The 12,920-nt window shown below is 50.1% G+C and carries 5 protein-coding genes; all 5 read left to right on the forward strand.

The genetic code is table 11. The features are described 5' to 3' along the window. Positions 1-16: 16 nt before the first annotated feature. The 5 genes from ABWO75_RS00370 to ABWO75_RS00390 all read left to right on the forward strand — a co-directional run bounded on the left by ABWO75_RS00370 (position 17) and on the right by ABWO75_RS00390 (position 12,911). Positions 17-2,296, forward strand: coding sequence for an NADP-dependent malic enzyme (locus ABWO75_RS00370; protein WP_353181405.1), 2,280 nt, complete (start codon positions 17-19; stop codon positions 2,294-2,296). 14 nt (positions 2,297-2,310) lie between these two features. Then, positions 2,311-2,892: a Holliday junction branch migration protein RuvA gene (gene ruvA, locus ABWO75_RS00375; RefSeq protein WP_353181407.1), complete on the forward strand. Its 582-nt coding sequence runs from the start codon at positions 2,311-2,313 to the stop codon at positions 2,890-2,892. Positions 2,893-2,940: 48 nt separating this feature from the next. Beyond that, complete coding sequence (gene sov / locus ABWO75_RS00380; protein ID WP_353181409.1) at positions 2,941-9,975, forward strand: T9SS outer membrane translocon Sov/SprA; 7,035 nt, start codon at positions 2,941-2,943, stop codon at positions 9,973-9,975. Positions 9,976-10,035: 60 nt separating this feature from the next. Further along, a complete protein-coding gene (gene panD, locus ABWO75_RS00385; RefSeq protein WP_257657385.1) occupies positions 10,036-10,383 on the forward strand; it encodes an aspartate 1-decarboxylase in 348 nt (115 codons plus the stop codon). A 128-nt stretch (positions 10,384-10,511) separates the two neighbouring features. Beyond that, positions 10,512-12,911 (forward strand): TonB-dependent receptor, encoded by a 2,400-nt coding sequence (locus tag ABWO75_RS00390; RefSeq protein WP_353181412.1) that lies wholly within the window; start codon positions 10,512-10,514, stop codon positions 12,909-12,911. Positions 12,912-12,920 lie beyond the last annotated feature (9 nt).

Below are 12,920 nucleotides of genomic sequence, written 5' to 3' on the forward strand. Positions count from 1 at the left end.
AGCCAACACAGTTACCATGAACAAAACAAATCGTAAGCAGGATGCGCTGAATTATCACGCAAAGGGCAGACCTGGGAAAATTGCGGTGGTACCAACCAAACCGACCCAGTCGCAACGTGACCTTTCCCTGGCTTACTCCCCCGGGGTAGCCGAACCCTGCCTAAAGATAGCCGAGAATAAAGACGACGTATATAAGTACACGGCCAAGGGCAACCTGGTTGCTGTGATCAGCAACGGCACTGCAGTGCTTGGGCTCGGGGATATCGGCCCCGAAGCCGGGAAACCGGTTATGGAAGGCAAAGGACTGCTTTTTAAGATCTTTGCCGACATCGACGTGTTTGACATTGAACTAAACACCAAAGATGTTGACGAATTCGTACGCACCGTGAAATGCCTGGAGCCCACCTTCGGAGGCATCAACCTGGAAGACATCAAAGCCCCGGAATGTTTCGAAATTGAGCGGAGGTTGAAAGAGGAAATTAACATCCCGGTTATGCACGACGATCAGCATGGGACTGCCATCATTTCAGGGGCCGCCCTGATCAATGCCTGTGCCATGCAGAAAAAGAAGATCGAAAAGGTAAAGATCGTGGTAAATGGTGCCGGTGCGGCCGCCATTTCCTGTACACGCATGTATATTGCACTTGGTGCGCAGAAGGAAAACATCATCATGCTCGACAGTAAGGGGTGCATCCGGAAAAGCCGCACCGACCTGAATAATACGAAAGCGGAATTTGCCACTGACCAGTCGGTTGACACGCTGGAAGAAGCGTTAAAAGGTGCGGATGTTTTTATCGGCCTCTCGGTTGCTGACGTTGTTTCTCCCGAAATGCTGAAAAGCATGGCCAAAAATCCGATTGTTTTTGCCATGGCAAACCCCGATCCGGAAATTTCCTATCCCCTGGCGGTAAAGACCCGCAAGGATGTAATCATGGCTACCGGGCGCTCCGATTACCCCAACCAAGTAAATAATGTGCTGGGATTCCCCTATATTTTCCGGGGTGCGCTTGACGTCCGGGCCACGACTATCAATGAAGAAATGAAAATCGCGGCGGTAAAGGCCATTGCGGCATTGGCCAAACAACCGGTACCCGAATCTGTAAACCAGGCGTATAATACCAGCAACCTGAAGTTCGGCCCGGAATACATCATTCCCAAGCCCACAGATCCCCGGTTGATTACGGAGGTTGCTCCCGCTGTGGCAAAGGCGGCGATCGCATCAGGTGTCGCGCGGACGAACATTACGGACTGGGATAAATACACCGAAGAGCTGCGCCAGCGGCTCGGGCTGGACGATCGCTTAATGCGTAACCTCAGCGATGCCGCCAAGCGAAACCCGAAACGGGTTGTGTTCGCGGAGGCTGATAATTACAAGACCCTCCGCGCCGCGCAGATTGTTAAAGAGGATGGCATTGCCATTCCCATCCTGCTGGGAAACAAACAGAAAATCGAGCGGTTGATCGCAGACAACCTGCTGGACCTCGATGATGTGCAGATTATTGATCCATTGGAGGAAGTGGCAACCGAACGGTTCCAGCAATACGTGGATTACCTGTATGCCAAGCGGCAGCGCCGCGGCGTTTCTTTATTGGATGCCCGTAAACTAATGCTCGACCGGAATTATTTCGGGGCCTGTATGGTTCAGTTTGACGAAGCAGACACGCTGATCTCCGGCCTGACGAAGAATTACGCGACGACCATCCGGCCGGCGCTGCACGTCATCGGTACACGGCCAGGCAGTAAACTGGCGGGGATGTACATGATGCTCACGCCAAAAGGACCGGTATTTTTCGGCGATACAACCATCAATGCGAATCCAACAACCGAGGAATTGGTAGACATTACCTTGTTGTTGAATGAGGCGGTCAAAAAAATGAATATTGCTCCCCGTATCGCATTACTCTCCTATTCGAACTTCGGTTCCAATGATGGGGAAGTTCCTTTTAAAGTCCGTGATGCGGCAAAAATACTCCGCGAAAAACATCCGGATATTTTAGTGGACGGGGAGATGCAGGCTAACTTTGCGGTGAACGCCGACCTGCTTGCTGCTAATTTTCCATTCAGTACACTGAACGGAAGTCCGGCGAATACACTCGTATTTCCTAATCTGGAATCGGGTAATATCGCCTATAAACTCCTTCAGGAAATTGGCAACGCAGAGGCTGTCGGACCGATTCTGCTCGGCATGAATAAACCGGTGCATGTATTGCAGCTCGACAGTTCAGTTCGTGAAATTGTAAACATGGTGACCATTGCCGTAGTGGATGTACAATCAAGAGAAACTAATTTACGTTAACGACCTGGACTACCATGTATGAATACCTAAGTGGAAAACTGGCTTTTAAAGCACCAACCTATGTGGTGTTGGACGTTGGCGGCGTCGGCTACCATATACACATCTCACTGCATACCTTTGCACAGATCAAGGATGCCGAACAATGCAAGCTGTATATCAGCTTCCAGGTCCGCGAAGATGCGCATACCCTTTACGGGTTTGCCGAGGAAGGTGAACGCCGCCTGTTTGAACACCTGATTTCCGTATCGGGGATCGGGCCGGGTACCGGAAGGATGATTCTTTCTTCCATCACACCGGATGAGATCCAATCGGCGATCATTAATGGGAATGTGCCCCTAATTCAACGCATCAAGGGTATTGGACCAAAAACCGCCCAGCGGATGGTGCTTGAATTACAGGACAAGCTGAAGAAACAGGGCGGGGATACGCTAATTGCTGTCCACAGACCCCAAAGTATTCCGGAAGAAGCATTAAGTGCGCTGGTTATGCTTGGGTTTGCCCGGCCACAGGCGGAGAAGACGTTAGCCGGCATCGTGCAGCACCAGCCTCCGTTAACGGTGGAAGCGCTTATTAAAGAGGCCTTGAAGAAATTATAAGAGAATGGAACACTAACTGATACCAATTTTACATCTACCTTGTATCAATTGAAAAGAAAACTGCCGTTCCGCGGCCTGCTGTTGTTGCTATCATTGCTGGCTATTGCTGTGCATAGCTCGGGCCAAACTGTCGTAGACTCGATCAGCCGGGACAGTATTAAACTAAGGTATCCATTTGACGACCTTCCTTTTTTGAACCTCTATCCAAAGCGAGGAGGCTTCCGCTTAGGCAATCCTTCAAATATTGACCGGGAAGTTATTTTTGACCCGATTACCCGGCAATACATTATCCGTGAAAAATTAGGGAGCCGGCTGTACCGGCCGCCACAGTATCTTACCATTGACGAGTATCAGCAATATGAGCAGCGACTGCTTAAACAGAATTACTGGCGGGAATTATCGGACCGGCAGCTTACCACGGCACGGCAGGAACGACTGATACCTACCATTTATGTACAAAGTGAGGCATTTGAGCGGATTTTCGGCGGAAATACCATCGACATCATCCCCCGGGGCAGTGCGGATATCAGTATTATGGCACAGCGTAATAAGAACGCGAACCCGATGTTCAATGAGCGCCAGCGCAGGCAATGGGGATTCGATTTCGATCAGCGTATTCAAATGAACCTGACCGGCCAGATCGGCGACCGGCTGAAGATCACTACCAATTACAATACTGAGGCGCAGTTTGATTTTGAAAACCAGATCCGGCTGGACTATACGGGCAAAGATGACGACATCATTCAGCGCATCGAACTGGGGAATGTCAGCATGCCCCTTAATACGACATTAATCAGTGGTACGCAGGCATTATTCGGCCTCAAAACCCAGTTACAGTTCGGACGGTTGAACGTAACCGGAATTTTCTCGCAACAGCGTTCGCAACAGCGGGAAATCACCATTAAAAATGGCGCCCAAGAGAGTGAGTTTGCATTGAAGGCCGATGAGTACGAAGACAACCAGCACTACTTTCTATCCCAGTATTTCCGCGACAATTTCAACCGCGCCATGGCGTTGGCTCCGCTGATCACGACCGACATCAACATTACACAGATTGAAGTGTGGATCAGCAACCGCAGCAATTCGGTTAATGATTCAAGGGACGTGCTGGCGTTAATGGACCTGGGTGAATACACACCATATAATTCGCTGGTCAGCCGCGGCAGCTCCCGGTACCCGTCGACGGGTATACCGGGCGAATTAGCCACGCAGGTATCCAACAACCTCCTGACGCTGCTCCCACCGGATGCACGTTATACGCAATCCAATGGTGTGCAGGCCTTTTTCCAAGGCACCGGCGGCAACGACAACTATGCCAAGCTGACTTACGCACGCAAGCTGAATGAAGGAACGGAATATACGGTGAACCGACGCCTGGGCTTTATCTCGCTGAACATGCCCCTGAATGGTGACCAGATACTCGCGGTAGCTTATCGCTACACCGCCAATGGACGGGAATATCAGGTGGGGGAATTCTCCACGGATATTCCGGTAACTCCCTCGCAACCGCAGATGCTTTATGCTAAACTGCTGAAAAATGAAATCCTGAAGACCAATTTGCCCACATGGGACTTGATGATGAAGAATATCTACTCGATCGGAGCCTATGGGGTGGGGCAGCTCAACTTTAAGTTCAATATTTTCCGGATTGAAGACGAGAGCGGTGTAGAGCGCCCGGCTATGTATGAGGGACAAAACACACAGAATAAACTCTGGATACAGCTAACAGGGCTCGATCGGCTCAATCCGCAAAACGCACAGCAGCCCGATGGGTTCTTTGACTTTCTGCCGGGGTTGACCATTGATCCGGAACGGGGACGCGTCATGTTCCCCGTCGTCGAACCCTTCGGCAGTGACCTGGCCAGGCAGTTTGTGCCCGGGGCCGAACAGGCATTAATCGACAAGTATGCTTACCAGGCGCTGTACGACTCGACCAAAGTGATCGCACAGCAGTTGTTTCCCAATAAAAACCGCTACCTCATTAAAGGCACTTATGAATCGGAAGTAGGCACCGAGTTCCAGCTGGGCGCTATTAACGTCCCACGGGGTTCCGTACAGGTATTCGCCGGGCCGGCACCGCTCCAGGAAGGCGTCGATTTTATGGTCGATTACGATATCGGCCGTGTACGGATTCTCAATCAGGCACTGCTGCAATCCGGACAGCCCATCCGCATAAAAATGGAGAACAATGAGCTATTCGGACTGCAGCAACGCACCATGTTAGGCGGGCGGCTCGATTACCTGGTAAATGACAAACTACAGCTGGGCGGTACCATCATGAACCTGACGGAACGACCGCTAACCCAAAAGGTAAACATCGGAGAGGAACCCATATCAAATACGATGTGGGGACTGGATATGACGTATAATTCACCATCGCGGTGGTTAACGCGGCTCGTTGATAAAATTCCCTTTATTGACACCCGGGAAGAATCATCAATCTCCTTTTATGGTGAGTTTGCCCAGCTGCTGCCCGGCCATCCGCGGGCACTGAACTTTGCCGGCACACGGAGCGGGATAACCTATGTCGATGATTTCGAAAATAGCCGCTCGTTTATCGACCTTAAAGGGGCATATAACTGGCAGTTGTCGGGTACACCGCAATTATTCCCGGAATCGCAGCTGATCGATTCGCTGCCGTATGGATTCAATCGGGCACGGTTAGCCTTTTATAATATTGATCCGATATTTTACCGGAACATCAACCTTACGCCAAGTAACATCAACCATACGGAGTTATCCAGTCACCGGGTTCGTGAAGTACTGGAGCAGGAAGTTTTTCCATACCGTGAATCTACCACTGGCTTGCCCTTGTTCCTATCGACGCTTGACCTGGCGTTTTATCCGACTATCCGCGGCCCGTATAACTACACCACCACCGGTGTTAACCCCGACGGAACGCTTACCAACCCGCGCCGCAGGTGGGGCGGTATGTTCCGGAAAATCGACGCCCCCGATTTCGAGGCGCAGAACATCGAATTCATCGAACTGTGGATGATGGATCCATTTGCCACTAACCCCGGTTCACCGGGCGGAGACCTGTACTTCAATCTGGGTAATATCTCCGAAGATATCCTGAAGGATGGCCGGAAGGCAATGGAAAACGGCATGTCGCCCTCGGGCGATCTCTCGCAGATTGATGAAACGAACTGGGGAAGGGTACCCCGGCAGCAGCCGGTAATCCAGGCATTTGATAACGACCCCGCAGCACGGGCACGGCAGGATATTGGACTGGACGGGTTAAACGACAGCGACGAGCGGGATTTTCATGCCAGTTTCCTCACCCAGACACAGGCACTGCTCAATTCCAGTGCTGCCCAGGAGCTGATGGATGACCCCTCGGGTGACAACTTCCGTTATTTCCGCGGGCCGGACCTGGACAACCAGAACGCAGGTATTCTGAAACGGTACGAACGTTTCAATGGTCCGGAAGGCAATGCACGCACCCCGGAACAATCACAGAACGAATTCGGCGTGGAAACATCGGCTTCCACCCTCCTCCCGGATGGGGAAGACATCAACCGGGATAATAACATGAACGAGGCGGAAGAATACTACCAGTATAAGGTGTCACTCCGGCCACAGGACATGGTAGTTGGTGAAAACTACATCTCCGACATGCATGTTGCGGAAGTTTCACTACCCAATGGCACGAAGGAACAGGTCAAATGGTACCAGTTCCGTATTCCGCTCGCGCAGTATAAAGAGCGTATCGGTGATATCCGCGATTTTAAATCGATCCGTTTCATCCGGATGTTTATGACCGATTTTGCCGATACTGCCGTTGTCCGCCTGGCGCAGGTACAGCTCGCCCGTGGCGAATGGCGACGGTATAATGCGGAAAACAATACCGCCAAGGTAATCGTTGATCCCAGCATGGGCAACGTGAGCCTGGATCAGTCCACCATTGAAGTGGCAGCGGTCAATATTGAGCAAAATGGGAACCGTCAACCGATACCATATGTGGTTCCGCCGGGTATTGAACGCCAAATGGACTGGGGTAACCTGAACACCAACGTGAGGCTTAACGAACAATCCCTGTCGTTGGATGTAAAAAACTTACGCGACGGTTACGGACGCGCAGCATACCGCACGGCAACCAACGATTTCAGGGCCTATGGCCGTCTGGAAATGTTTATCCACGCCGAAGGGATGTACTTAAAGGATGGGGATTTCCGTGCATTTATACGGGTAGGTACCGATGACCAGTATAACTACTACCAGTATGACATGCCGCTGAAAGTCACACAGCCCGGCACGGCAGATCCGGAAACCATCTGGCCCCAGGAAAACCGGATGAATATCCGTATCCAAATTTTCCAGGAGGCTAAGGAGGCACGGAATAAGGCAACGCTTAATGGACAGCCATGGCCAATTGATGAGCCTTTTACCTATTTTGATGGCCAGAATCGGGTAATCGTGATGGGGCAGCCCGATATCAGCAAGGTGCGTTTTTACATGCTTGGCGTGATGAATCCCCTTCGCGGCAGCGAGGTAAGTATTCCCGGCGATGACGGCCTGGATAAATCCGGTCTCTTCTGGTTTAATGAATTGCGCCTGAGCGACTTCGATGACAAAGGTGGCTGGGCGGTTACGGCAAGGATGAATGCGAAGTTAGCCGACTTTGCGAACATTACCGTTTCGGGCAGCAAAAGCACCATCGGCTTTGGCTCGATAGACCAGCGCATCGGCGAACGCAGCCGCAGCGAGGACCGCTATTTCGATATTGTGACCAACGCGGAACTGGGCAAATTCTTTCCGACAGATTATGGCCTGCGTATTCCGCTGTTCTTTAGCTACACGAACCAGGTAAGCACGCCGGAATACAATCCCCTCATGCCGGATATTGAGATGAACAGCGCGCTGGCCAATTTATCACGCAATAGTCGCGATTCGCTTTTGCGGGTTACCCAGGATTACACCACCCGCAAAAGTTTTAACCTCACCAACGTCCGCAAAATCCGTACGGATATTGAGAAGCCGGTTCGCCCTTGGGATATCGAGAACTTCAGTGCCACGTATGCTTATTCGCAGTATTATCACCGCGATTATTTAACCGAAATTGCGTTGCAGAAAAATTACCGTGCAGCACTGGATTACACATTCAGTGCCAGCGGCGAACACTTTATTGAGCCTTTAAAAAACAGCTTTAAGAAAAATTACCTGAGCTTGCTGCGGGATTTTAATTTCAATCTGATGCCCTCGTTGCTCAATTTCCGCATTGATGTAAACCGGATATACAACGAAAATACGCTCCGCGACAACTCGCCCGACAATTTTCTGCCAAGCATGGGAACGCTGTATAATAAGAATTTTACGATGAACCGGATATACGGCATCAGCTGGAACCTGACGAAGTCATTAAGGCTTGATTTTAACGCCACGAATTACGCCATTGTAGATGAGCCCGACGGGCGACTGTATGGGCTGAAACGGGATACACTCTGGGAAAATTTCTGGCGGCTGGGTCGCACGACGGACTACAACCACATGCTGAATATTACCTATTCATTGCCGATCAGCAAAATCCCCGGCTTAGACTGGATCAATGTGGATGCCCGGTACGGTGCTCAGTTTGCCTGGCAGACCGAGCCATTGCTATCCATTAACAGCGCCGAAATCAACATGGGAAACAGCATCCAGAATTCACGTACAATTCAGGTAAATCCGACATTAAACATGGCGGGCTTATATAATAAATTTGGTTTCATCCGCAATAATACCGGGCTGGACGCATCGGGTACAGCGGCATTTTTTACCGGTTTACTAACCAGCATCAAAAATATTAATGCGGCCTATACGCGGGTACAGAACACCTTTTTACCCGGTTACCTGCCAAAGACAAATATGCTGGGGTATGACTTTGACCGAAATGCGCCCGGATGGGGATTCCTGTTTGGCAGTCAGCGTGACATCCGCATGCGTGCGGCGGCCAATGGATGGATCACTACCGACACATTGCAGACGCAGCTTTATATGAATTCGCTAACGGAGGATTTCTCACTACGCGCCCTGATGGAGCCTTTCCGCGACCTTAATATTGAGCTTACCGCGGTAAAACTAAATAACCGGAACTACACTTCATCTTTCCAGTATACTGGCGAAACGGACAATTACCGGAACCTTACCCCGGTGACCACGGGGAACTACAGCATTTCTTACCTCTCCATCGGTACGGCATTTAAAGACCACGAACAGCTGTTCCGTACATTTGAACGAAACAGGCAGGCCGTTTCCCAGCGACTGGGACAACGTAACCCGAATTCAACCGGCTCGGAAGACGGGTTCGCAGATGGTTACGACCGCACCTCTCAAGATGTAGTCGTCAACGCTTTTTTGGCGGCTTATCGCGGCAAGGATGCGCGTCGGAGTAAATTAACCAGTTTTCCGAATATCCCGTTTCCGAATTGGAATGTTACTTATAATGGCCTGAGTAAAATACCCCTGCTTAGCGAATTTGTTACCTCACTGACCCTGCGTCACGGTTACAATAGCCGGTATTCCATTAATGGATACAATTCGGTGATCCGCTATTCGGAGGTAAATGGATTTCCGTTTGAGCGGGATATCAATGGCAATTTCCTGCCGGAATATCAGTTTCAGCAAATCTCGATCTTTGAGCAGTTTACACCGCTATTGGGCATGGACGCACGTTTTAAGAACGATCTGACTGCCAATGTGGAATATCGGAGAGGCCGTACGTTGAATCTCAGTCTGCAAAATAGCCAGCTGGCGCTGCTCAACGACGAATCCTTTGTGCTGGGTATGGGTTATCGCGCGACCGGCTTCCGGATGCCGTTTGGATGGTTCAGCAATTTCAAGATGAGCAACGACCTTAACTTTCGGCTGGATGTGTCTATCAACGATCTGAAAACACTGGTATATCGCTCGGATATTAACGAATCGGAAGTGTCCGCAGGGAATAAAAGCATTTCCTACCGCCCGTCCATTGACTATGTCATAAACCAGCGGTTTAATATCCGATTGTTTTTTGACAGCAATTCCGTACGACCATATACCTCACAGACTTTTGCCACTTCCTATGCGAATTTCGGCTTTAATCTGCGCGTGATGTTCCAGTAAGGGAGACAGTGCTTTTTATTGAGCGCCAGTGAATAATTAGATTTTCTGTATCTTTGTACCATGATCATAGAGGTATTGAAATCCAAGATTCATCGGGTACGGGTCACACAGGCAGAATTGAACTATGTGGGTAGTATCACGATTGATGAGGATTTGCTGGATGCGGCGAATATGCTCGCGAATGAAAAGGTGCAGGTCGTAAACAACAACAACGGCGCCCGCTTTGAAACATATGTAATTAAGGGGGAACGGGGTTCGGGTACGATTTGCCTGAACGGAGCCGCGGCGCGGCTTGCACAGGTAGGCGATGTAATCATCATTATTTCATACGCGCAAATGGAATTTGAAGCGGCAAAAACGCATCAACCAATACTGGTTTTTCCTGATGAAAACAATAAGTTAATTTAGGACACGACAACAACTAACACTAATTTTAGATTATCCTAATCAAAATGTTAGGCTAATCAAACTTTATAACTACCTTTGCAGGAGTTACTCTTGTATTGGTATGGTTAAACAGTAAAAATTAGTTGTTAATGAATCGATTCTTTCTCCTCCACATCAAGCCTATCCCCTTTTTTCGGGCGTTATTAAAACATCTTTTTTTAGTTGGCTTATTCAGTACCCTTTGGGGTCATCTTCATGCACAGGATACCGGCACATTGACCGGAAAGGTTACCGCCATAGATTCCCTTCCCCTTGACAAGGCATCCGTTACCATTGAACGCACCGATTTAGGCACCACAACCGGCACAGACGGGAGATTTGAGTTCCATCTTCCTCCCGGTAAATACGATGTATGGATACGCACAGTCGGTTATCAGCCCTACCGGAAAACCGTTATTGTTGCACCGGGCAATGTCACTGTTATGGATGCGACATTACAGGAAGACCACCTCAACTTAAATGAAGTTGTCGTCAGTGCCACCCGGTACGGCGTAGACCGTCGGGAGGCCCCGGTCATTGTAAATGTGATCAGCCCGAAAATATTCAATGCAACACAGTCTGTCGCCATGTCTGAAACACTGAATTACCAACCGGGTGTACGCGTGGAGACCAACTGTCAGAATTGTGGATTTACGCAGGTAAGGCTCAATGGACTGGGGGGTGCATATTCGCAGATCCTGATCAATAGCCGGCCCGTGTTCAGCGCCCTTAGCAGTGTATACGGCCTTGATCAGATCCCTACCAGCATGGTCGACCGCATTGAGGTGGTACGGAGTGGTGGATCAGCGCTATTCGGATCGAATGCCATTGCCGGAACCATCAATGTAATTACCAAGGACCCGGTGGAAAACACCTGGCAAATCGGTTCCACCAACGCACTGGTCGACGGCTCCAAATGGGACAACACCGTCGATTTCAATGCCTCGATCATCTCGGAGGATCTAGCCACGGGCGTAACTTTTTACGGCATGAACCGGAATCGGCAGGCATTTGATGCCAATGGCGACGGATTTACGGAAATGACGAAGCTGAAAAACACGACTTTTGGTGGAAAGGCATTTTATATGCCCTCCGATGTTAACCGAATAACGCTGGATTTCAGTGTGATAAACGAATTCCGCCGCGGGGGAGATCGCCTTGACCTAGCTCCGCATTTTACCGACATCACGGAACAACTGGATTATAGTACATTTTTGGGTGGATTTACATTCGACCATTACAGTACGGACTATAAAAGCAAGTTTTCAGCTTATACTTCTGCTCAGAAAGGAAAACGGAATAGTTTCTATGGCGGCATGGGAGGAAACAGGACACCTGCGGACAGTTTACTGGCGAACAACGCCTACGGCCATACCGACGACCTGGCATGGGTAGGCGGATTGCAGTTCACACACACCTTTGCGAATGACGTGCTGACCGCGGGAGCCGAACATCAGCTCAACGACACCCAGGATGAAATCGCCGGATATGCCCGTTTAGTCGACCAGACCGCCAACAGTACCGGGCTTTATGCACAATACGAATGGAAACCAGTGCGTGCATTTACGGCGCTCGTGGGTGCACGCTATGATTATGTGACCATTAACGGCCGTTACACGCTCCATAACATCAACCGGACTGGCGACATCCGTACCGGTGTGCTCAGTCCACGGCTTACGTTGCTGTACAACATGACCGACTACCTCCAGTTCCGGGGTGGTTACGCCCGGGGATTCCGGGCACCACAGGCGTTCAATGAAGACATGCACGTATCCTCAGTTGGAGGCCAGCAGGTGTTTGTCCTGATTTCCAACAACCTGAAAACAGAATATTCCAACGCATACACGGCGTCGTTAAATTTAATGAAAAATATTGGAGACATACAGTTCAGCGCATTGGTCGAAGGCTTTTACACCGATCTGCGCAACCCGTTTACAAATGTGTTATCAACGGAGCTGGCAGGTGTGCTGTTTGAGGAAATGCGGAATGGCGAGGGGGCCTATGTGACCGGCACTAACATCGAACTGAGTATGGCCCCGTCCGCCCGCTATAGCCTGCAGGCCGGAGGCACCGTGCAACGCTCGCATTATCGCGATGCCCAGGTACTGTTTGACGGCGCCGCGGGGCTCCCGCCAGTAACCACGGATGAATTTGTAAAATCGCCCGATGTATACGGCTATGTCAGCAGTAACTGGAAAGCAACCGACCAACTCAGCGTCGACGTAACCGGCACATACACAGGATCAATGATCGTTCCGCACGTGGTAAATGACAACGCCTTCGTCCTATTGAAAAATACTCCGGAGTTTGTTGAGCTTAACATGCGCCTGGGTTATGTATTTAACGTCAGAAAAGACTTTAGCATAGAATTGAGCGGAGGGGTGCAAAACGTATTGAATAGCTATCAAAAAGATTTTGATACAGGTCCGGCGAGGGACGCTGACTATATTTACGGCCCGGCAAGGCCACGCACCTATTTCCTGGGGTTAAAAATCGGACACTTCCATTAAAATACCTCT

The organism is Parapedobacter lycopersici, from assembly GCF_040395035.1.
Taxonomy (GTDB): domain Bacteria; phylum Bacteroidota; class Bacteroidia; order Sphingobacteriales; family Sphingobacteriaceae; genus Parapedobacter; species Parapedobacter lycopersici_A.

Bases quoted from the DNA above. Each gene is read 5' to 3' on its own strand.
- ABWO75_RS00390 (WP_353181412.1), top strand. From the start codon at position 10,512: ATGAATCGATTCTTTCTCCTCCACATCAAGCCTATCCCCTTTTTTCGG.
- ABWO75_RS00370 (WP_353181405.1), top strand. From the start codon at position 17: ATGAACAAAACAAATCGTAAGCAGGATGCGCTGAATTATCACGCAAAG.
- ruvA (WP_353181407.1), top strand. From the start codon at position 2,311: ATGTATGAATACCTAAGTGGAAAACTGGCTTTTAAAGCACCAACCTAT.
- panD (WP_257657385.1), top strand. From the start codon at position 10,036: ATGATCATAGAGGTATTGAAATCCAAGATTCATCGGGTACGGGTCACA.